We start from the raw sequence: 22,322 nt of genomic DNA, 5'->3' as shown, positions 1-22,322 counted from the left end.
CCTTTTGGTCACTCAAAACCAAACAACAAGAGAAAGGATACTAAACTCGTTTACCTTAAGCCAGTCCAGGTTACCCTGCTTTGCTCAAAGTACCGACCTTGGAGTAGATCTGATGTAAGACCCGAAGATCTTCTCAAATCGGTTCTCCCTAGAAAGGAGGTGATCCAGCCGCACCTTCCGATACGGCTACCTTGTTACGACTTCACCCCAATCATCTACCCCACCTTCGACGGCTGGCTCCTTACGGTTACCCCACCGGCTTCGGGTGTTGCAAACTTTCGTGGTGTGACGGGCGGTGTGTACAAGGCCCGGGAACGTATTCACCGCAGTGTGCTGACCTGCGATTACTAGCGATTCCGACTTCATGCAGGCGAGTTGCAGCCTGCAATCCGAACTGAGAACGGCTTTCTCGGATTTGCTTCACCTCGCGGCTTCGCTTCCGTCTGTACCGTCCATTGTAGCACGTGTGTAGCCCAAGACATAAGGGGCATGATGATTTGACGTCATCCCCACCTTCCTCCGGTTTGTCACCGGCAGTCTATCTAGAGTTCTCAGCTTTACCTGTTAGCAACTAAATATAGGGGTTGCGCTCGTTGCGGGACTTAACCCAACATCTCACGACACGAGCTGACGACAACCATGCACCACCTGTCTCATAGTTCCCCGAAGGGCACTCCCTAATCTCTTAAGGATTCTATGGATGTCAAGCCTTGGTAAGGTTCTTCGCGTTGCGTCGAATTAAACCACATGCTCCACCGCTTGTGCGGGCCCCCGTCAATTCCTTTGAGTTTCAACCTTGCGGCCGTACTCCCCAGGCGGAGTGCTTATTGTGTTAACTGCGGCACAGAAGGGGTCGATACCCTCTACACCTAGCACTCATCGTTTACGGCGTGGACTACCAGGGTATCTAATCCTGTTCGCTCCCCACGCTTTCGCGCCTCAGCGTCAGTTACAGTCCAGAAAGTCGCCTTCGCCACTGGTGTTCCTCCACATCTCTACGCATTTCACCGCTACACGTGGAATTCCACTTTCCTCTCCTGTCCTCAAGCCATACAGTTTCCAATGCTTTACGGAGTTAAGCTCCGCACTTTCACATCAGACTTATATAGCCGCCTACGCGCCCTTTACGCCCAATGATTCCGGACAACGCTTGCCCCCTACGTATTACCGCGGCTGCTGGCACGTAGTTAGCCGGGGCTTCCTCGTTAGGTACCGTCAATTAAAGGCATTATTCACACCTCTAAAGTTCTTCCCTAACAACAGTATTTTACAACCCGAAGGCCTTCTTCATACACGCGGCGTTGCTCCGTCAGACTTTCGTCCATTGCGGAAGATTCCCCACTGCTGCCTCCCGTAGGAGTCTGGGCCGTGTCTCAGTCCCAGTGTGGCCGTTTACCCTCTCAGGCCGGCTACTGATCGTCGCCTTGGTAGGCCATTACCCCACCAACTAGCTAATCAGACGCGGGTCCATCCCTAAGCGCTAGCATATTCAGAGGCCAGCTTTACTTCCTCGAAGATGCCTTCAAGGAAAATCATCCGGTATTAGCAGCCGTTTCCAGCTGTTGTCCCGGTCTTAAGGGCAGGTTACCCACGCGTTACTCACCCGTTCGCCACTATCCTCTACCTAACACCCAATGCTCATTGCATGTGTTAGCAAGCTTTATTTGCGTGGTGCGCTCTCTTCGTTCGCTCCCACCTACTAAAAAGTTTTCTTCTGCATTATGTGTCAGTCACTTTTTAATAGCGTGGTGCGCTCTCTTCGTTCGCGCACTCGCTTTAGATGCTTGCTGTTTACACGTAAGCACTCGGTGTTAGGTATCGGACCGTTCGACTTGCATGTGTTAGGCACGCCGCCAGCGTTCGTCCTGAGCCAGGATCAAACTCTCCATAAAAACTATTACGGAGCTTGATTCAGCTCGTTTGTTTACTCAATTATCATTTGACGAGTCTAGCATTTTGTTCTTTTCTTGTTGTTCAGTTTTCAATGACCTGGCGTCTTTCGCGACGGAATCTTATCTTAACAAATTGTCTCATTAAAGTCAACTGCCAATTTTTTCTTCCGCTCGCTCGCCGCTTTCTTCAAGCGCTGGCGGCTTTCTTTTGTGTCACCGCCCCGAGACGCTTTATTATAATATCACGCACCTTTTTCTGTGTCAACAGCAAAATGCGATTTTTTTATACATAATACACTGGTTTTTTATACCTAGAAATATCTAATGGTTAATGCTCTATATACAGTCTTGTTGACACAAATCTAATATGCTTGCCTATTATCACTATCTTATGTCGGGTGATTTGAATAAATAACTGAATCCAGATGAAAATTTGTTCTTATTCGATTTTGATCTTATTATATGATAGTTATTTTTAAATGTTCAAGTCCACTGTTTGTAATATTTCCAAGTATGCGCATACGATAAAACAAGTTCTATAATACGTTATACACTACCACAGATTTCTGCCGGAGGACCCACACGATCGCATTTTTGAATTTGTATCGACTTCTTAATTAAATATTTTTTTATAATCACTGAATATCCCATGGTTGTTTTTAATATCATATCTCAAGTGTGTAAACCTCTTAAATCATGCAGAATTTTTTTCTTATCAAACTATACCAAATCAATACTGTTTTTACCGTCTTTAAAATATGATATAATGTTTTGAGTTTAATAAATTTCAGGTACTTATTTTTAAGGCCTTAAGCAGGAGGCAAAAATGTCGAATTTCAATAATTCCAATAACCGGAATTTAGATCAAAAAAACCGCCGAATTTCCAGCCAGCCTAAGAAAAAACGCAAGTTTACCAAAACACCGTATTTTCGGATTCCGCTTCTAATAATTATTCTACTATTTGTTATTATTGGTATTTACACGATTGTTGCCATCGCCCAAACGCCTAAGTTAGACCTTGATGTCCTCACCGGTCAAAAGGAATCCTCAATAGTCTATGACAGCGAAGGAAAGTCAATCGCTCAGCTTCACGCATCTGAAAACAGATTATCGGTCGAATATGAGGATATCCCGGAAATTGTGACCAAAACGTTTGTTGCCGTGGAAGATAAACGGTTTTATAAGCATTTTGGTTTTGATCCAATTCGTATTGTAAAATCAGCATTTAATAACCTTAAGGCTGGACAAGTGGTTGGGGGTGGAAGTACTATTACTATCCAGCTGGCCAAAAATGCATTTATCGAAAACAAAACAGCTCAAAAATTATCCCGTAAAATTCAGGAGGCTGTACTTGCGATTCAAATAGAACATGTCTATACCAAAAATGAGATATTGACTTTCTATCTGAATAGAATTTTTCTTGGCGAATCATCCTTTGGTATAAGAACCGCGTCGCTGACTTACTTCGGCAAGGAACTGGACGAATTAAATCCAGCTGAGGTTGCACTGCTGGCGGGACTCCCTCAAGCGCCCAGTGGATATGACCCGTATGTCCACCCCGAAGCAGCCAAAAAAAGGCGGAATATCGTTCTCGGAGTGATGAAAGAAAACGGGATCATTACTGAGGCTGAATATGAAAAATATTGCGAAGAACCGTTTACTTTTGTTGAAAAAGTAAAATCTGAACAAGCTGATGTCGAAATACCTGAAGCCTCCTCTTTAAGCAAACTTCACCCCTATGTCGTTGACTATGTCATTTCTGAACTTCAGAAAGAGTATGATTTTACTCCGGAACAGATCTATACTGGCGGATTGCAAATTTATACAACAGTGAATTCCGACATACAAGATGCAGCGGAAGAGGCATTTGCCAATTCGGATAATTTCCCTGCCAGTAATGATCCCGACAGACCTGTGCAAGGCGCTATGACCGTCCTCGAATCAGATACTGGGGCTATCTCTGCGATGGTTGGCGGCCGGGAATATACGCCGATGGGACTGAACCGCGCCTGGTATACAACACGCCAACCCGGTTCGACTGCTAAACCGCTTGTGGTTTACTCTCCGGCTTTAGAAAAAGGTGGCTATTTCCCCGGGACTGTCTTTGACGATATGCCGGTTAAGTACCAGGATGGTAGTGGCGGTGTATGGGCACCGACCGATTATGATACGATCAGTTCCGGGTGGCGCGGGCTCATCACGATGCGCGAAGCGGTTATGGACTCGGTCAATGTTTATGCCGTTAAGTTATTAGAGTCTATAGGCGTCGAATATGCTTGGCAATTTGCCAAAAACAGCTATGACTTGGATCTGACCAACAATGATAAAGTTTTAAGCATGGCCCTGGGGACATTCCAGATATCCACACTGCAAATGGCATCCGCCTATGGTACTTTTGCTAATAATGGTGTTAAGACAGAACCTTATTGTGTGGTAAAAGTTGTCGGTCCCGACGGAGAAATTCTTTTTGAACACACCCCTTCTGAAAAGAGAGTTATGAAAGAAACTACGGCTTACATGATGAATGACCTTCTCCGGAGTGTTGTTACAGCAGGGACCGGTACCCGGGCTCAAATTGGCAGCTGGTATATCTGCGGCAAAACCGGAACTTCATCGCTTGATACCAAAACTTTTGGTAATAGGACCGGAAATACCGATGCGTGGTTTGCAGGCTACAGTCCGAAATATGTCGGCGTCGTTTGGATGGGATATGATGTGACCGATACCAGCCATTATATGTATAAGGTATATGGTGGCAGTTATCCAGCAAGGATTTGGAAACAAGTTATGACTGTTGCGCATCAAGATCTACCGGTCCAATCCAGTATCAGTCGTCCCAATGGGATTTCTACAGTCAATTTTGATTCAAAGTCAGGATTGCTTCCAAGCAGCCTCACCCCTGCCAAATTTAAGAAAACTGAAATTTGTGCTTCTGACAGTATTCCCAGTAAAGTGAGTGATGTTTGGGTCGAAGTTAAAGTTGACCCAAATAACCCCAATGTACTGGCTCAAGAAGGCAGCCTCAATGCTATCACTAAATTGTGCCTGAATGTACCGAACCGGCCGAAAGACGTTGCCTGGCCCGCAGATGAGGCACCCTACAAAATGCCCTCCGCTTATTCTTCACAAGTCCCCACTGGCAGCGAGACCCCGCCGGCAGGAGATTCCAGCCTGCCGCAGGTTTCTTTGTCGTCACCTTCCTATAATATCAACAGCGGAATCGTCGAGCTTCCTCTATCCAGCTATAATTCCAAAAAATATTCTGTGAAACTGTACATTAAGAAACCGGGCCAAACTTACCTCGAATCTTATGTTTCCGAAGAGGGAAATTCAAGGTCCATTAAATATCAGTTAGCACTTTATGCCCAGGGCGGCGAGCCCGGAACATATACTTTCTGGGCAGCGTTAATCGATAATAACACCTATGCTATCGGTCCGCCTTCTAACCCGGTATCGCTGACTTTAACTCTTCAGGATTAGATGCTGATTATCAAAAAATTTACACCCCATTTGGTAATCATGGTTAACATAAACACAAGGGCGCTCAACGAGATGGAAATCTCATCGAGCGCCCTTTTATTAGCCTTATTAATCATCCTCTGTGATCTCTTTTCCCTTCACTTCAACGCGACGATGGTCACTCCAGAATCACCCTCCCCAAATTCACCTAAGCGATATGAAGCAACATGCGGATGTCTTTTTAAAAACTGATGGATACCTGCTCTTAGTGCGCCGGTTCCTTTGCCATGGATGATACTGATCTGATTGATTCCTGTAATAACTGCATCATCCATATATTTATCCAACAGAATCAAGGCTTCTTCCACAAGGTTTCCACGAAGATCGATTTCGCTTCGTAGATTTAATGCTTTATTCAGCCCCAATGTCCCTTTCAGCGTCTTTTCAAAATGTTCAGGCTTTCGAGTTTCATCCACAAGTCGAATTTCCGCCAGGGGAACGCTGACCTTCATAATCCCGGTCTGGATAAGTACTTCATTATTATTGTCCGGCCTTTTTAGAATTTGTCCTTTTTGCCGCAAATTAGGTATATACACTGCCTGTCCGGGTTCGATCTGCTCTGGTTTTAGACTGCTTTTGCGATTTCCTGTCGTACGCCCTTCATAAACTTTTCCTGAAAGTTCTTTCAAACTGCTGCGTGATTGTTCTAATGCTGCCTGTTGCTCTCGGCGTTCTTTTTTCTGGGCCTCCTTGATATCCTTAATGATACTATCCGCCTCCAAGCGAGTCTGACGAATAATTTCTACCGCCTCTTCCTTCGCCCTATTGAGGATCTCCTCATATTTTTCCTCAAGTTCAAGGTTCTTCTTCTTCAATTCAGTAGCTTTTCGTTCTGCCTTTAGCTGTTCTTCTTCGACTCGCCGCTTCTTAAGCTCGATTTCTCTCTGTGTGTCCTCAAGGTTTTCCAAGAGGTCATTTTCCTTCGTATCACGTTCTGATATATATTCCCGGGCTTTATCAAGAATTTTGTGGTCCAGACCTAAACGCCTCGCAATAAGTAATGCATTGCTGCGTCCAGGTATCCCTGTGAGCAAACGATAAGTGGGTTTTAACGTTTCTAAATCAAATTCAACAGAAGCATTCTCTGCTCCGGGGGTGTTGTATGCAAATGCCTTTAAGGACCCATAATGCGTCGTGGCCACACCGCAGCACCCACGTTCGAGTAAATCTGATAATATGGCCATTGCTAAGGCAGCACCTTCTGCTGGATCTGTTCCTGCCCCCAGTTCGTCAAGAAGAACCAAAGACCGGTCGTCAGCTTCTTGGGTAATTGCAACAATATTCGTCATATGCGCAGAGAAGGTACTCAAAGACTGTTCGACGCTTTGTTCATCACCAATGTCAACATAGAGGCGGGTGAAAATACCCATGCGTGAATCGCTTTCTACCGGTATATGCAGACCGCTCTGTAACATGACTGCCATGAGTCCGACCGTTTTAAGGGTTACGGTCTTCCCGCCTGTGTTTGGTCCAGTAATGATGAGGAATTGATACTTTAACCCGAGTTCCAGAGAGATTGGGACCACAGCCCCTGTCAACAGAGGGTGTCTGGCTTTTACAAGCTTCACCTCTTGCTTATTGACCAAGATTGGGGATCCGGCTTCCATATCCTCGCTTAAACGGGCTTTGGCCAGAATAAAATCCAATTTTATCAGTGCCCCATAGAGATTGGCGATATCAGCCACGCGGACAGCGACTTTTGCTGTAAGCTGCTGAAGAATTCTCTGAATTTCTCTGTTTTCCTTAAGCTGAATTTCTCTTAATTCATTGCCCAACTTCACGACGGACATAGGCTCAATGTATACCGTGGCTCCGCTTGCCGATTGGTCATGAACAATACCAGGGAAAGCAGAGCTGTATTCTAGTTTAATAGGGACCACATATCGGTCCCCTCGGGTCGTGATTACGTTGTCTTGCAGCATCTTTTGATAAGCCGGGTTTCGAAGTATGCCATCCATGCTTTCTTTGATTCGTTGCTGGCTGACTCCTTTTGTTTTGCGTAAGCGGGCCAGCTCCTCAGATGCCCGGTCAGCGATACTGCCATCTTCGGAAACACTGCGAGTGATATCTTCTTCAATATCCTTTTGCGGCAGGATACTCTGAACGATTTCCTTCAATGAATAGAGATCATTATAACTGTCTTTTCCTGATCCGCTGCTTTCCATCAATGTCATTCTAAGACGACGAGCCGTCTTTAACGTATCCCTGATTTCCAGCAATTCCTCAGGATTGAGCATACCACCCCGATCGCATCGTTCCAGGTAAGGTCTTATTTCTCGGGATCCTCTGACAGTAAAAAGCGGATTCAGCCTGAGTAGCGCCTTCCCTTCATCGGTTTCCCGGAGAAGCGCTTTTACCGAGTCCATATCGGCAACAGGCACCAATGTTTCCGCTAATTCCTTAGCACCTGGAAGCATACAAATGCTCATTAACTTTTCCCTGATGACACCAAAATCCAACTTGGCCAAAACTTTATCTGAAGCTATCAACTTAACTAAGCACTCCTCTGTAAAAATGTCCTTTAGTAAAACCTTCCGGATAGAGAGCTTCGAGGTTTTTCATCGCTTCTTCCGTTTTATCTTTTTCTATGGATTTCGTGCTAACCGCATTTATCCATAGCTCTTTAAAAATTCTTACTGCCTTTTCCGCCTGTATTGGCGTTGCGCGCAGTAGTTCCAAGCGAATATTCCGTATGCCCATATCGGCAATTTTTGCTAACTCTGTAACAAGGTTCAACGTTCTTGCGTTAAAAATATGCATCCGGCATGCGTGGTCAGTTGCCAGCGGAAAAAGGTATGACATTCTATCTTTAAGATAGTATTCTGAGCGTTGGCATATTTCCCCGCACTGTTTAAAGGAATCACCCTGCCCATCATTTAAAACGGCTCCCAGCAGACAGAATTCGCTGATCATCATCTCCATATCACCGAATACAACCATCTCCATCCCCGGTACTTTTGGCAGAGCAGACAGCTGCTCCTGACTAAGCTCTGTCGACAGGGCTATTCCCCGAGACCCGGCAGTTCGAGCCCAATGCAGTGCGGGTGTGTTAAATACGTAGAAATAAAAGTCAGTTTGCCACGGCCACTCTGGATCAAGCGATGTAATCATTTCGATTTCAGCAAGATTTGCTGCCATCATCGTCGGTCGCTTCTGCCACAAAGCTATTTCCTTCAATACCTTAAATAAACCATCGCTTTGCTGTTGATTCACAATGCGCGGCAAGCGCCACACCAGCTCTTTTCCTTTATTATGACAAATATCAAGTGTCTCTCGAAGTTGAGAAAGGGTTATTTTTGGAGCCGTTCGCCAGTGTTCTCCGCCCAGAATGATTCTGTCTGCACCTGCTTTAAGAAGTGGTTCAGCCATTTTGGGATCGATAATGGCAGTCCCGAGTATCCCTTTATTAACCCCGTTACGACTGGGAACTATATGCTCAAAATCGGTTCTTAACGCATTATCCCAGGCAAAGACTCTATTCGTAAATTCTTTTTTTGTCAGAGTTGGCTTGTTTCGTGCTGTCTCCAATAGCTTTTCGACAGCGAGTCGTCGAAGTTCATTCACCTCGCTGACAGGGATTATGAGTTCCCCTTCAAGTTCCAAGGTTAATTCCTGAAGATAGAACGGCGTATTACCTAGTCTGCCTAACTGCTTCATCAAATACTCTTTTGTGAGCGGCTTGTTTTGTGCAGTTTGAGCTACTGATTGGGACTCCAAATGAACGCACGTATTAGCATCCTGAACTTCAAGAAGTAATTTCTCGCCGATCTTGGCGCATATCCTCATCCTTAGAGGCCGTTTCCGCGTTTCTTTTCCTTCCTGGTAACTGATTCTGGCTTTGGAAATGAGCGTTTCGTCGTGAGTTTTAAATACTCTGTCCCCGATCTTTGCCGATCCGGGAAATTCAATTCGCACCGTCTCTCCCGGCTCTGCAGATGGAGCAGTTCTACCGCCAGCTGTATATATTTCTCCGACAGTAATACCTTCCCGCCCGCGTTTTGTCCATATTTCCAATCCATCCCCGACATTCAAGCGCGTATCCAGTTTCAAAGACAGCCGATTGCTTTTGATATCGGTGATTCTCCCCAGCATCGTTCCTCGATTATTGGGGCGGCTGAAGCTCATCATATCAGCACCCGCATACCCTTTGAAAAAGCCAGTTGTAAAATCCCGATTAAATATCTGTGTCAGTTCGTATTTGTCCTGCGTATCGATACCTTGTTTAAAAGGTTTATTTTGCTCGTAAAGAGCATCTAAAGCCTTACGATATATTCTGATGACTGTGGCTACATACTCAGGGCGTTTCATTCGGCCCTCAATCTTAAGTGAACTGACGCCAATCCGCTGAAGTTCTTCCAGTTCATCGATAAGTTTCAGATCACGCGGACTGAGGAGATGGTCTCCCAACTTCTGTCCTTCCAAGAGATCGATCCCTTTCTTATTGACCAGATTATAGGTCATCCGGCAGGGTTGAGCGCATCGTCCCCGGTTGCCGCTGCGGCCACCGATATAACTTGACATCAGGCATTGTCCCGAATAAGAAAAACATAACGCGCCGTGACCAAAGACCTCTACATCCAAATTAGTAGCTTGTACAATCTCTTCAATTTCCTTTGCTGACGCTTCTCTTGCCAGTACGACACGGGAGAATCCCATTTTCTCCAGCTGCTTTAATCCAAGGCTGTTATTTTGAGTCATCTGCGTGCTGGCGTGCAGCGGCATTTCAGGCAGCACTTCCTTAACCATATGGGCAACCCCGATATCCTGAACGATCAGAGCATCCGCCCCCATCGTATAAAGCGCATAAACATAATCTTCAAGCTCCCTAAATTCACTGTCCGCTGCCAGGATATTCAAGGTCACGTAAATCTTGACATGGCGCTCATGCGCATAGAGCAAAGCCTTCTGGAATTCCTCCATATCAAAATTAGCCGCTGATGCCCGGGCATTGAACAGCTTCCCTCCAAGATAGACTGCATTTGCACCGTTTTCAACAGCAGCTTTCAATGCCTCAAACCCACCGGCTGGTGCCAGCAGTTCAATTTTCTTCCTGATGTCCGATCCGGGTTGTTTTCCTGCAGTGGCATCGTTTTGGCTCATTATCCTATCTCCTATAACGTTTATATCTGCGCCTTCTCCTAGGTGTTCAGCAATCAATAATTACATTGCCTGCTTATTACTGTCATAGTGATCCTGTGTATATAGAATATCCAAGATTGCAGGCGTCACATCCGTGATATCTTTCAAATCTGGCCATTCCATGAAGAAATTTGACCAGCACAAGGCAGGCACTTTGTTCAGAGTATGTGATGACGTTGTAAGATCCTCAATATTGCCATGGTCACTGGTTATAATTAAGGCCATCTTCTCTTTTGAAAAATCCGACTTAACTGCTGACAAAAAACCGCCAATAAATTCGTCCAAAATCTCAATGGCTTTAATTGCTTCCGTCATATTCCGCTTATGTCCGCGAATATCCGTCTGAAAATATTCAAACAGAGTAAAATCGTGCTCTCGACTGATAGCTGCCAGGTTTTGGCCTGCAGCAAACGGTTTGATTTGTGGCACGCCAGTCTCCATATACTTCGTAAAGAGTATCTCGTTGGTAATATCTTGATAAATTGCCCGGCCTGCTATAAGATCTTCTTTTTGCCGCAGTCTTAGCCCCCCAGCCAGCGTGCATAACGTCGACGCAGAATGTCGCGCCTTCCCGGATGCAATCATCTCATCGTAACTCCGCGTATATGCGTTGGCAAAAGTAGCCTTTTGTCCCTGGGCAACAAGCTGTTTAAAAATACTGTTCTCTTTGATTATTTGCTTCAATTCCGTATTCGGATAGGCTTGAAGATGACGACCAATGCACCGGGCTGCGTTGATCCCCGTCCATAAGGAAGTCTGCCCTGTCGCGCTTTGGGGTGTCCCTTCCACTCCAAGAGTAGGGTCTAAAGCGAATAGCTTTGTATTACGATACGTGATCTGCCTGTTTTTTCCCCATAGAAAATTCCCGCCAAGCAATCCATCGAAATAAGGGGTATCCGACAGAACAATGGGATTATCCTGTTCTTCACCTAATCCAAAACCATCCACAAAAACCATGGTGAGATGCATCTTCCAGCCTCCAATTTTCTAGTCGCTAAATGCCACTGTCATTATAATACCATACTATGTTATCGCGGCAAATTATTTTACGTTCTCCTATTTTGTTTACGCTTTTCACTATGGAATAAACGGATCGTCATACGAACGGGCAAAAAATATTTCAAATTCGCCATCGGTGGCGAATTTGAAATACCGTCTCCTACCAGGAGGCAAAAATAAAAACATCCCAAATTCGCAACCAGTTGCGAATTTGGGATACCGTCTCTCTCCAGGAGTCAAAATAAATATAAACGAGCAGGAACTACAGCCATGCGCACTTATTATAAATAGTTAATTCTTGAAGCTATGGATAGGCGCGGGTATCCGTCCGCCTCGATTAATAAAATCTTCGGAACTGTACGAATTGACCGCCATAATAGGTGCATATCCAAGAAGGCCTCCAAATTCTGCTACATCGCCAACCTTTTTCCCATATACCGGAATGACGCGGACCGCTGTTGTTTTGTTGTTGATAACTCCGATAGCCGCTTCATCGGCGATCATAGCAGAAATAGTCGACTCAGGCGTATCACCGGGAATAGCTATCATATCCAGACCAACGGAGCAAACACTTGTCATGGCCTCAAGCTTATCAAATGTGAGAGCGCCGCACTTGACCGCATTGATCATCCCTTCGTCTTCACTCACGGGGATAAATGCGCCGCTTAGTCCACCAACAGACGAAGAGGCCATAATGCCGCCTTTCTTTACGGCATCATTCAGCATCGCCAAGGCCGCTGTCGTGCCATGCGCCCCACAGGCTTCCAGTCCCATCTCTTCCAGAATACGGGCGACACTATCGCCTATTTCCGGTGTCGGTGCCAGTGAAAGATCCAATATGCCAAACGGGACACCCAGTCGCTTGGAAACTTCATTGCCAACAAGCTGTCCGGCTCTGGTAATCTTAAAAGCGGTCTTCTTGATATTCTCTGCGACAACATGCAGTGGTTCTCCCTTTACCTTTTCCATTGCGCATTTTACAACTCCAGGTCCGCTCACGCCAACGTTAACGACGACTTCAGGTTCGCCAACACCATGGAATGCACCGGCCATAAAAGGGTTATCATCAACTGCATTGGCAAAAACAACCAATTTGGCACAGCCTAATGAATCCCGGTCACGGGTTAGATAAGCGGTATCCTTAATCGCTTTGCCCATCAGTTTAACAGCGTCCATGTTGATGCCAACCTTTGAATTAGCCACATTGACAGATGAACAGACTCTTTCCGTTTCGGTTAGGGCTTGTGGTATAGAGTCGATCAGTATTCTGTCACCGTTGGAAAATCCTTTTTGGACAAGTGCAGAGAACCCTCCGATAAAGTTGACCCCGACTTCTTTTGCAGCTTTATCGAGTGTTCTGGCAAATTCAACATAATTATCCTCTTCACTCGCGGCAGCAATGATTGCGATGGGTGTTACAGAAATCCGTTTATTGATAATCGGGATCCCGAATTCCGTTTCAATGGCGTTTCCTACTTTTACCAGATTTTTTGCTGATTTCGTAATCTTATCGTACATACGCTGACGCGCTTTTTCGCCGAAAGAGTCGATGCAATCAAGCAGGGAAATTCCCATGGTTATGGTCCGAATATCCAGCTTTTCCTCTTCGATCATCCGGATCGTTTCAAATATATTTTTCTTGTATAATGTCATCATATACCTCCAAGGACATGCCAAATCAGGCTCTGTTGCATAGTCAAACTCGTTTTTTATATTGTGTGCTGGTAATTAAATATTTCTTCCCTTTGGATTTTTACCGACAAGCTGATTTCTTTTCCAAAATTCTCTAACTTCTCCTTAAGCATACTGAAATCACAATTCATTTCGGTTAAATTAACCATCATCATCATCGTAAAGTAGTCTTGCATAATTGTTTGGCTAATATCTTCAACATTCACATTATTCTCAGCTAGGATCTTTGTTACACCATAAATGATTCCAACCTTATCTTTACCAATGACCGTTATAATTCCTTTCACGTTAAAACACCTCCAATTATTGTTCTTAATTCTACACTATAATCACGATTTAGACAAAGCTTCGCACATATTATTGTTGCAGGCAATAATATAGTAAGATGGCCTGTTTTTTCCCAACTCGGCCACCTTACTTCCAATTCCAGATTACACGCAATGACTAACGCCATGTAATTTGAATTAATGAACTATACACCATTGTCTCCGAGCATATCCAGAAGGTTTTTATGTTCTTCCTTTAGTCTGGCTAATTCATCTGCTAAATTCAACGCTGTCAGTATACCAATCTGATGCGCCGCCAGCCGAGGGAACTTAAGGGAGATTTCATTCATTCTTTTATCAACATCACGCGCTAATCCCTTGATGTATTCCTCAGATCCATTGCCGCGTATGACATGAATTTCGCCGAGAATATTGACTGCGACTTTGTTTTCTTCAGGATTCACGCCCATCCCCCGTTTCCTGTCAACCAATGGGTATTTTTATTGCTCTATTTTCGCCATTGCGCCCCAAATTCCTGCTGTATGCCGGCTAGGATCTCGGAATTGTAGGTATTCACTTCCTCATCAGTCAGTGTTCGTTCCGGTGACTGATAGCGCATGGTCAAGGCCAGACTTTTATGGCCCGCAGGTACAGGACTGCCTTGATAAACGTCAAAGATTTCCACTTCTTTAAGCGTGTCGCCACCAAGCTGCATGACTCTCTGCTTGATATTTTCAGCAGGAACCTCTTCCGGTACCACAACAGCCAAATCACGCTGAATGGCGGGAAAACGTGGAAACGTCTTCGCAATGATTGTGTGTGTGGCATTCCGATATACGGTGTTGAAATCCAGCTCAAAAAGGACCGGGCGTTGAAGGTCCCATTTCTCATCAAGTTGAGGATAAATTTCTCCAATAAATCCCACGTAGGCATTGCTGATATAGATCTCAGCTGATCGCCCTGGGTGAAGCAGGTCGGAATACTTGCCCCCGCTTAAGCGGCGATAATCGAGGTCAATACCAAATTCTTCTGCAATTTGAGCCAATATTCCTTTAACAAAAAAGAAGTCATATTTGACCGGTTTACCCAGCCAATGACGACCCGTTCCCCCCTGAGCCAAACCGGAGATGCGAGTGATCTCATTTGGAAGTCCATTTAAAGGTAATTCCTTCGGAATATAGACATTTCCTATTTCAAAAAGCAGAAGATCGATGTTGCGTCTGGCTTTATTTCTTGATGCAATCTCAAGTATCCCAGGGAGAAGGGATGTCCGCATTACGCCCAGTTCTTCCCTTAAGGGATTCATTATAGGGATATTACGACCCTCACTCCCCCACATATCATCGGATTCTTTTTTCGTAAAGGAGTAGGATACGACTTCATTCATCCCCGCCCTGATCAGTACATTACGTAATTTTTTACGAAAATCCTGCTCTGGGCTTCTGCGGCCTTGAGTCTGACTTCCCTGTGGCAAGGTGGTGGGTATTCGATCATACCCGATAATACGAGCAACTTCTTCAATAATATCTTCTTCAATCTTTAAGTCTTGTCTGTAAGATGGAATTTCTATACGGAATACACTGTTGTTAAGTTTCTCATAGGTAAAGTTCAAGGCTTCGAGGACATTCTCCACTTCCTGTTCCGTATAAGCGACACCTAAAACCTGGTTAACCCTTGCTAAAGACACCGATATATTGGCTTTCGGCGGCAGTGGGCCTACTTGTTCGGTAAAAGACATTGGTATACCGGCTTCGAGTTCCATCAGCAATTCAGCAACTCTGCCCAGCGTCGGCACAGCCCAGTAGGGGTTAACGCCTTTTTCAAAACGACTTGATGATTCTGAACGCAGCCCAAGTTTTCGGCTGGTTCGACGGATACTGGAACCAAGAAAATGGGCAGACTCAAAAAGAATCCGGGTAGTTTTATCTGTTACCTCGCTATCCAGACCGCCCATGACCCCGGCTATTGCTAAAGGGCCATTATCATCGGCAATGACAAGCATATCGCTGTCCAGTTTTCTTTCCGTGCCATCAAGGCTGACAATGGTTTCACCTTGCTTCGCATTGCGGACGCGAACAGTACCTTGAATTTTGTCGCGATCAAAAGCATGCAGCGGCTGACCCATTTCTAACATACAATAGTTCGTAATGTCGACAATATTATTAATCGGTCTTACTCCGGCAGCCCTCAATCTGTTCTGCATCCACAAAGGCGACGGCTTTATCGTCACATCATCGACTAGAAGTGCTGAATAGCGCCATGAGAGTTCCGAACTCTCTATTTCAACCTTCTGTCGGGTATCCTCCGGCCAAATCGGTATTTCTTCATGCGCCCATTCCGGCAGATTAGGCTTCTTGCCCAAAAGTGTCCCGGCCTCACGCGCAACGTTGACCATAGCCAGACAATCCGGCCGGTTAGGGTATAACTCCAGCTCCAGGACAGTGTCATCCAGGGCAAGATAGTGTTCCAATGATTGGCCCACCGGGGCATCCGGCGGCAGGATCAGAATACCGCCTTTACTGCGCTCATCGCCAACCGCTTCAATCTCCAGTTCCTTATCCGAACACAGCATGCCAGATGACTGTACCCCGCGCAAATCACTCGTCTGAATCGTTTTACCACCGGGTAGTACTGCTCCCGGAACAGCTACAGGAACTTTATCCCCGACCAAGATATTGGAAGCACCTGTCACAATCGTTAAGGTGGTGCTCCCCATATTGAGCTGGCAAATTTGCAGCTTTTGCGCGTCTGGATGCGGTTCGATCGCGCAGATTTCACCGATCACTATATCTTTAAACCCTTTATTGAGTTTCTCTACCCCTCCAACCTCGATGCCGCCCCTGGTCAGGGTTTCCGCCAGTTCTTCCGCACTCAGGTCAATATCAAGATAGTTTTTTAACCATTCCATACTTACACGCATAATGAACCTCCACTACGTCCTACAGTATAATATCCATTTTAAAATTGGCTCAGGAAACGAATATCATTGTCATAGAGCAGCCGCATATCTTCAATCCCGTATTTAAGCATAGCAATCCGCTCAACCCCCATACCAAAAGCAAAACCAGTCACTTCTTTAGGGTCATAACCGCCCATTTCCAGGACACGTGGATGGACCATACCCGAACCTAGAATTTCGATCCAGCCGGTGCCCTTACACAGTCTGCAGCCTGTACCCCCACATAACATACAGGAAACATCCACTTCGGCACTTGGCTCTGTAAACGGGAAGAAGCTGGGTCTAAGGCGGATTTCTCTTGATTCGCCAAACATCTGTCGGGAAAAATAGAGAAGTATTCCTTTTAAATCCGACATTCTGACGCCCTTGTCCACGAGCAATCCTTCAACCTGATGGAACATCGGCGAGTGCGTGGCATCATCGTCATTACGAAAAACCTTTCCAGGTGCAATAATTTTTACCGGAAGCTGGGGTACAAGCTTTTCCATTGTCCGGACCTGGACTGGCGATGTCTGAGTACGTAATAATATATCTTCCGTAATAAAAAAAGTATCCTGCATATCTCTGGCCGGGTGATCTTTCGGAAGATTCAACGCCTCAAAATTGTAATAATCTGTTTCGATTTCCGGTCCCTCGACAATCGAAAAGCCCATACCAATAAAAATATCTTCAATCTCTTCAATCACCTTGCTTAATGGGTGTTGATGCCCTCGAGATAGGCAATAACCCGGAAGGGTGATATCGATCCGTTCTTCTCGAAGCCGGATTTCAAGCTCCTGCTTTTCAAATTCTTTCAATTTCGCTTCACAGGCTTTTTCAAGCTGACTGCGCACGTCATTGATGATTTGCCCCATGAGGGGACGTTCCTCCGCACTTAAGGCGCCCATTTGCTTTTGAAGCGATGTCAGTGTTCCTTTCTTACCGAACACCCGTATTTTTAGTTCCTGGAGCTCCTCAGATGAGGCGAGCTTTACTAGTTGCTCTTGTGTTTCCTCCTTGATTTTCTGAAGTTGTTCCTTCATGAGAATCACCCTTTCAATCATCTCTTACTGCATACGAATATTCCATACAAAAAGCTCTCGTCCGCTAGGGACGAGAGCGTATATTCCCGTGGTACCACCCTTTTTTGATCATTGAATTCATCGATCACACTTCTAAAGCAGATAACGGTGCCAACCGGTTAACTCCCGGGGTGAAATTTAACCTCAAGACTCCCATTTTTGAGGTGGCTGCCAGCCCTGACCGATTTTCAGTCTGGATCGGTCTTCCTTTTAAATGCCCGCACGCCTTTTATCCCGTTCATCATTATTTTTCTCTTTGTTATTGTGGCGATAGAGAAGATATAATTCGGGAGAACCAGTTGCCTCAAAGGCTTTCCAAAAGTAATCAGGCATTGACACGTTGCGCCACCTTCCTTTGGCTTTTGGTTCGAAGGCAAATTTTATTGCCTGGAATGAATTATATCATTTTAATCGACAGTTTACAAGAATTGACCCTGCCGGCGCATTTCATATAGGAAAATTCCGGCAGCCATTGAAGCATTAAGTGACTCTACATGGTTAAACATGGGGATCGCATATTTCTTATCGGCCTTTTCAGTGAAAAAAGCGTCGGGGCCAATGGCTTCGTTTCCGATAATGAGTGCCAGTGGATAATCCTTCCGGATATCTGAGCGATAGATGGAAGAACCGTCCATAGCTGAAACTACCATGGTGCATTGATTGGACCTGCAAATATTTCCCACTTCCTGTGGTGTTTTATTCAAGATAATCGTTTGAGAAAATATCGATCCCATACTGCTTCTGAGTACCTTGGGATTATATACATCAACGGTTTTCTTTGTCAGGATAATTTGGGTTACATCAGCCGCAAGCGCTGTTCGGAGAATAGTACCTAGATTCCCGGGATCTTGTATACCATCAATTACAAGCAGGATCGTGTTTTCTTCAATCCGGATATCCTGCCAGTCAAATATTGGTTTCCTAACTATGGCTACAATACCTTGAGGCTCTTCGGTTGCACTCATTTTGCGCATAACTGTTTCCGATACCTCTTCATAATGCGTATGCTGTTTTTCTGCTTCCTGTATGAGTTGCGGAATAGTAATCATTAACTCATTATTGGTGGCGTCAGAATCGGCACAATAATATATTTTCCGGATAATCGCTTTTCTTAGGAGTGCCTCTTGCACAAAACGTTTGCCTTCAACAAGAAATTCGCCAAACTCGTTGCGTCCCTTTTTTTCATGCAAGGATACGACATGCTTTACCTGTTCATTTTGTAAAGACGTAATCATGAGGTCCCCCCTGATACAGCAGGAGTCCGATACTCCATAAGAAGTTCGAACTCCACTTAATGCAATCTCTATGTGAGCTTACGCGTTAGCTTGGGCTTTTGCTCCGGAATCATTCAGTTTTGCTTTCGCAATTTCAGCAAGCTTAGCAAACGCTGCAGAATCATTTACTGCCAAATCAGCCAACATCTTGCGGTTAATATTGATTTCTGCCAATTTTAATCCGTACATTAAGCGATTGTAGGTAATATTGTTCATTCTGGCAGCCGCATTGATCCGGGTGATCCAGAGTTTGCGGAAATCACGTCTTCTTTGTTTACGGTGGGCAAATGCGTAGGCCATTGATTTGACGACCTGCTGTTTTGCCATTTTAAAAAGTTTGCTCTTACGGCCTCTATAGCCTCTGGCTAACTTGAGTATCTTTTTATGGCGAGCATGCGCTCTAACGCCTCTTTTTACACGGGCCATTTCTGAAAGACCTCCTTCTAACTATTTGACATAAGCGATTAAACGTTCGATTCTCTTTGCATCTGTTGTGTGCATAATAGCGGATTTACGGAGAGCGCGTTTACGCTTCGATGATTTTTTCTCCAGAATATGGCTCTTATATGCATGATAACAAACAATTTTGCCAGTACCGGTTTTTTTAACACGTTTTGCAGCTCCACGATGTGTTTTCATTTTAGGCATTGATGGACGACCCCCTTTTCATATTATTCGTGTTTATGTGCGGAAGGAGTTAGGATCATAACCATGTTGCGGCCTTCCACTTTTGGTTCACGCTCGACAAGGGCTTCTTCTTGAAGAAGCTCAGCCAAGCGGAGGCACAAGATCTTACCTTGATCCGGATGCGTAATTTCGCGTCCCCGGAACATGATCGTAACTTTTACTTTATCGCCATCGCTTAAAAAGCGTTGAGCATTGCGCATCTTGGTCATAAAATCATGGTCTTCGATATTCGGGCGGAGCTTGACTTCTTTGATCTCTACAACTTTTTGCTTTTTACGTGCTTCTTTGTCTCGCTTTGCCTGCTCATACTTAAACTTCCCATAATCCATAACTTTGCAAACCGGCGGTTTGGCAGCAGGAGCAATCTCAACTAAATCAAGAGCTTTTTCTGCGGCGACGTTTAACGCTTCTTTGAGAGGAAAAATCCCGAGTTGTTCTCCTTCTTCACCAACTAAACGAACTTCCCGAGCCCGGATTTCTTCATTAATCCGTAATTCTTGTTTGATAATGAATCACCTCCAAAAATTGGCCGACGGCCTATTGAATATAAAAAAGACGAGTACTCCACCCGTCTCCTATTTACACAAAATGAGTATGCTCCGTACAGGAAAACTCACCAGGTACCTCATCAACTTTGGTCATGAGGTGAGAAGCGGATGGCTTCTACTTTGCATTAAATATTATACCGATTTGCTTGTTGGATGTCAACAGGTACAACGTGCTTAATTCGTGACGACAAGCTTTCCATTTTCATTGGATGGAACGGTTATTTTTCCGTCAATAATTTTTTGCTGGTATGCCATCAGTTGATTGTACGTATCCTCCGGCAGCATTGTGTTAGTCTTTTCAGCAAGACTAACACCGTTTTCTGCCAGTCCGTATGAAACGCTTTTTCCAAAAACAAGTGTATTATCTTCAATTTGTTTGATGATGTCGTACGCTACCTGTCCATTTTCTTTAATAACGGAAGTAAGAACGGTTTCAGGAGCTACGTCGTTCTGATCAACGTCAGATCCAATCGCGTACTTTCCAGCATCCTTCATCGCCTCAATCATCCCTTTACCCGCCATACCTGCGGTATGAAAAACAACATCCGCCTGAGACTCCAACATCGCTCCTGTCATCTCCTCCACACGGTTTTTGTTTGTATAGGTCGCTGCAACTCCTTTGAGTATCTCGCAATTTGGATGGACAAATCGCACCCCGGCCCTGAAACCATAATATAATGGTTTTGATGTCAATTGATTATCACCGGCAATATAACCTACGACGTGGGATGTTGTTGTTTTTGCGGCTATATAACCTGCGAGGAAGGCGGCTTCCTCGGTCCGGTAAGTAACAGCAAGTACATTTTCAGGAAGTTGACCGTCGATACTGCTGTCTAAACAAATATATTTGATTTTGGGATTGCTTTTTGCCGCCTCGAGGACAGCTGCTGTTGCTGAATTTCCAATCGTGAATATGACTTGGCAACCCTTAGATTTCAAGTCCGCAAGCTGCTTGGGATAATCCTTTTCATTTTGAGCCGCTACAAATTGAATACCGGCATTTAGCTCCTGTTCAGCTTTTTGCAGCCCTTCCCAGGCCATTTGATAAGCGGGATCATCGACACCTTCCTGACTGGTAATCAGCCCTACCCGGATCGAATAATTCGCCTCGTCTGAAGGTAATTTTTTTTCGCCGATACTGCATCCGGAAAAAAGCATCACCCCTATTATAATTAGACAAATCGCTGTCCAAAACGGTTTGTTGACTTTTGTCGGGAACATCATATTCACCTCTTGTATAACCTTCTGTTATCCAACGTCCAAAGTTTATCTGTGAAACACCCTTTTTCGGTCTCACTTAATGCTTTTTGCATATCGAACATCCGGGCATCCATGATGTCTAAATAATGCAGGATCTCGGCTTCAGGGAACATAGGCCGTTTCGGACTGCCAAACTCAGGTTCATAATGATGAGACAAGAGCATATGTTCAAGTAAGAGAGTGGTTTCTTCATCCAGTCCAACCGTGCGAGCCGCCTTTTCAATTTTCAGGATACCTTGTACCAAGTGGCCGAGAAGCTGCCCTTGACACGAATACTCCGTGGCAATTCCTATCTCATTGGCTTTGATTTCATCCAATTTTGCAAGGTCATGCAAAATCGTACCGGCAAAGAGCAGGTCCGTATCCAGAAATGAATATACTTGGGCTAACTTTTCTCCCGCTTTGAGCATCGTCACCGTATGATACAAGAGCCCTGAACGTAGGGCATGGTGGTTTTGCAGCGCTGCAGGATGGATCAATAAACTTTCCCCGGCTTCCTCTATCAGCAGCGCCACTGTTTCTCTGAGTTTATCATTTTCGATCCGGGACATATACGCTAAAAGTTCGGCGTACATATCCTGAGGGGAATGGGGTGCAGTCGGTACAAAGTCCTGAATAGAGACTCCGTCAGTGTCGGCAGCTTCACGTATCTTATCGATTTTGACCTGTTTCTTTCCTTGCCATTCCACGATACTCCCCTTGACTTTAACCAGTATATTATTGGTAAATCGCAGTGCGTCTTCCTGTTTGCTGTCCCACAGTCTTGCCGTAATTTCTCCAACCGCATCACCCATGACAATATCCAGATAGCTCTTTCCCCCACTTGTCGTTTTACTTTCAACACGTCGAATAAGAAAGAAAGCCACAAAAGATTCACCTGGTTTTAATGTATTCCAGTGCTTCATTTCAATCAAATAGAACCCTCCACTTCCTGAAGGTGTACGGCTGTATCGTTGTTAGTTTAACGCCGTTTCGCTTCCGTCATCGCATCGCGGCATTGATCCCGATCCTGATTCTTGATCCAT

The 22,322-nt window shown here is 45.0% G+C and carries 16 protein-coding genes and 1 rRNA gene; 1 reads left to right on the top strand and 16 read right to left on the bottom strand.

The annotated features are described in order from the left end of the window. Window positions 1-152 precede the first annotated feature (152 nt). Window positions 153-1,892, bottom strand: a 16S ribosomal RNA gene (locus LPY66_RS03055). An 826-nt stretch (window positions 1,893-2,718) separates the two neighbouring features. On the opposite strand from LPY66_RS03055, the gene LPY66_RS03050 reads away from it, so the two are divergent. Beyond that, entirely contained in the window at window positions 2,719-5,373 is a 2,655-nt protein-coding gene (locus LPY66_RS03050) for a transglycosylase domain-containing protein (RefSeq protein ID WP_337986643.1), read from the top strand. Window positions 5,374-5,510: 137 nt separating this feature from the next. Here LPY66_RS03050 and LPY66_RS03045 read toward each other — a convergent pair whose 3' ends face one another. From LPY66_RS03045 to LPY66_RS02975, 15 genes are all read right to left on the bottom strand, one after another. Next, window positions 5,511-7,901 carry an endonuclease MutS2 gene (locus LPY66_RS03045; protein ID WP_337986642.1) on the bottom strand — a complete coding sequence of 797 codons (2,391 nt, stop codon included), beginning with the start codon at window positions 7,899-7,901 and terminating at the stop codon, window positions 5,511-5,513. Window position 7,902: 1 nt separating this feature from the next. After that, window positions 7,903-10,512, bottom strand: coding sequence for a U32 family peptidase (locus tag LPY66_RS03040; RefSeq protein ID WP_337986641.1), 2,610 nt, complete (start codon window positions 10,510-10,512; stop codon window positions 7,903-7,905). Between the two features lie 60 nt (window positions 10,513-10,572). Continuing rightward, complete coding sequence (locus LPY66_RS03035) at window positions 10,573-11,520, bottom strand: alkaline phosphatase family protein (RefSeq protein ID WP_337986640.1); 948 nt, start codon at window positions 11,518-11,520, stop codon at window positions 10,573-10,575. Window positions 11,521-11,841: 321 nt separating this feature from the next. Continuing rightward, window positions 11,842-13,203, bottom strand: a complete 1,362-nt coding sequence (locus LPY66_RS03030; protein WP_337988010.1) for a PFL family protein — start codon at window positions 13,201-13,203, stop codon at window positions 11,842-11,844. A 56-nt stretch (window positions 13,204-13,259) separates the two neighbouring features. Then, window positions 13,260-13,529 carry an ACT domain-containing protein gene (locus LPY66_RS03025; RefSeq protein WP_337986639.1) on the bottom strand — a complete coding sequence of 90 codons (270 nt, stop codon included), beginning with the start codon at window positions 13,527-13,529 and terminating at the stop codon, window positions 13,260-13,262. Between the two features lie 185 nt (window positions 13,530-13,714). Next, window positions 13,715-13,972, bottom strand: a complete 258-nt coding sequence (locus tag LPY66_RS03020) for a cell division protein ZapA (RefSeq protein WP_337986638.1) — start codon at window positions 13,970-13,972, stop codon at window positions 13,715-13,717. A 44-nt stretch (window positions 13,973-14,016) separates the two neighbouring features. Next, on the bottom strand, window positions 14,017-16,428 hold the full coding sequence (gene pheT, locus LPY66_RS03015; protein WP_337986637.1) for a phenylalanine--tRNA ligase subunit beta: 2,412 nt from the start codon (window positions 16,426-16,428) through the stop codon (window positions 14,017-14,019). Between the two features lie 38 nt (window positions 16,429-16,466). After that, window positions 16,467-17,489 (bottom strand): phenylalanine--tRNA ligase subunit alpha, encoded by a 1,023-nt coding sequence (pheS, locus tag LPY66_RS03010; RefSeq protein ID WP_337986636.1) that lies wholly within the window; start codon window positions 17,487-17,489, stop codon window positions 16,467-16,469. Between the two features lie 249 nt (window positions 17,490-17,738). Then, a complete protein-coding gene (locus tag LPY66_RS03005; protein WP_337988186.1) occupies window positions 17,739-17,867 on the bottom strand; it encodes a hypothetical protein in 129 nt (42 codons plus the stop codon). A gap of 80 nt (window positions 17,868-17,947) precedes the next feature. Then, window positions 17,948-18,763: a TrmH family RNA methyltransferase gene (locus LPY66_RS03000; protein WP_337986635.1), complete on the bottom strand. Its 816-nt coding sequence runs from the start codon at window positions 18,761-18,763 to the stop codon at window positions 17,948-17,950. Between the two features lie 78 nt (window positions 18,764-18,841). Further along, on the bottom strand, window positions 18,842-19,228 hold the full coding sequence (gene rplT, locus LPY66_RS02995; protein WP_337986634.1) for a 50S ribosomal protein L20: 387 nt from the start codon (window positions 19,226-19,228) through the stop codon (window positions 18,842-18,844). Window positions 19,229-19,249: 21 nt separating this feature from the next. Then, window positions 19,250-19,450, bottom strand: coding sequence for a 50S ribosomal protein L35 (gene rpmI, locus LPY66_RS02990; RefSeq protein ID WP_337986633.1), 201 nt, complete (start codon window positions 19,448-19,450; stop codon window positions 19,250-19,252). Between the two features lie 23 nt (window positions 19,451-19,473). Next, the gene (gene infC, locus LPY66_RS02985; protein WP_443112471.1) at window positions 19,474-19,995 is read right to left on the bottom strand and encodes a translation initiation factor IF-3; all 522 of its coding nucleotides are present in this window, start codon (window positions 19,993-19,995) and stop codon (window positions 19,474-19,476) included. A 216-nt stretch (window positions 19,996-20,211) separates the two neighbouring features. Beyond that, window positions 20,212-21,261, bottom strand: a complete 1,050-nt coding sequence (locus LPY66_RS02980) for a BMP family lipoprotein (RefSeq protein ID WP_337986632.1) — start codon at window positions 21,259-21,261, stop codon at window positions 20,212-20,214. Window positions 21,262-21,263: 2 nt separating this feature from the next. After that, window positions 21,264-22,202 (bottom strand): 3'-5' exoribonuclease YhaM family protein, encoded by a 939-nt coding sequence (locus LPY66_RS02975; RefSeq protein WP_337988008.1) that lies wholly within the window; start codon window positions 22,200-22,202, stop codon window positions 21,264-21,266. Between the last annotated feature and the right edge of the window lie 120 nt (window positions 22,203-22,322).

This window comes from Dehalobacter sp. DCM, assembly GCF_024972775.1.
In the GTDB taxonomy this organism is placed as follows: domain Bacteria; phylum Bacillota; class Desulfitobacteriia; order Desulfitobacteriales; family Syntrophobotulaceae; genus Dehalobacter.
This window is presented reverse-complemented; position numbering and strand designations above follow the sequence as displayed.

What these genes read in the sequence shown, in the direction of transcription:
- LPY66_RS02980 (WP_337986632.1), bottom strand. Translation starts at nt 21,261, where the DNA reads ATGATGTTCCCGACAAAAGTCAACAAACCGTTTTGGACAGCGATTTGT.
- pheS (WP_337986636.1), bottom strand. Translation starts at nt 17,489, where the DNA reads ATGAAGGAACAACTTCAGAAAATCAAGGAGGAAACACAAGAGCAACTA.
- pheT (WP_337986637.1), bottom strand. Translation starts at nt 16,428, where the DNA reads ATGCGTGTAAGTATGGAATGGTTAAAAAACTATCTTGATATTGACCTG.
- LPY66_RS02975 (WP_337988008.1), bottom strand. Translation starts at nt 22,202, where the DNA reads ATGAAGCACTGGAATACATTAAAACCAGGTGAATCTTTTGTGGCTTTC.
- rplT (WP_337986634.1), bottom strand. Translation starts at nt 19,228, where the DNA reads ATGGCCCGTGTAAAAAGAGGCGTTAGAGCGCATGCTCGCCATAAAAAG.
- LPY66_RS03000 (WP_337986635.1), bottom strand. Translation starts at nt 18,763, where the DNA reads ATGATTACGTCTTTACAAAATGAACAGGTAAAGCATGTCGTATCCTTG.
- LPY66_RS03030 (WP_337988010.1), bottom strand. Translation starts at nt 13,203, where the DNA reads ATGACATTATACAAGAAAAATATATTTGAAACGATCCGGATGATCGAA.
- rpmI (WP_337986633.1), bottom strand. Translation starts at nt 19,450, where the DNA reads ATGCCTAAAATGAAAACACATCGTGGAGCTGCAAAACGTGTTAAAAAA.
- LPY66_RS03050 (WP_337986643.1), top strand. Translation starts at nt 2,719, where the DNA reads ATGTCGAATTTCAATAATTCCAATAACCGGAATTTAGATCAAAAAAAC.
- LPY66_RS03035 (WP_337986640.1), bottom strand. Translation starts at nt 11,520, where the DNA reads ATGCATCTCACCATGGTTTTTGTGGATGGTTTTGGATTAGGTGAAGAA.
- LPY66_RS03040 (WP_337986641.1), bottom strand. Translation starts at nt 10,512, where the DNA reads ATGAGCCAAAACGATGCCACTGCAGGAAAACAACCCGGATCGGACATC.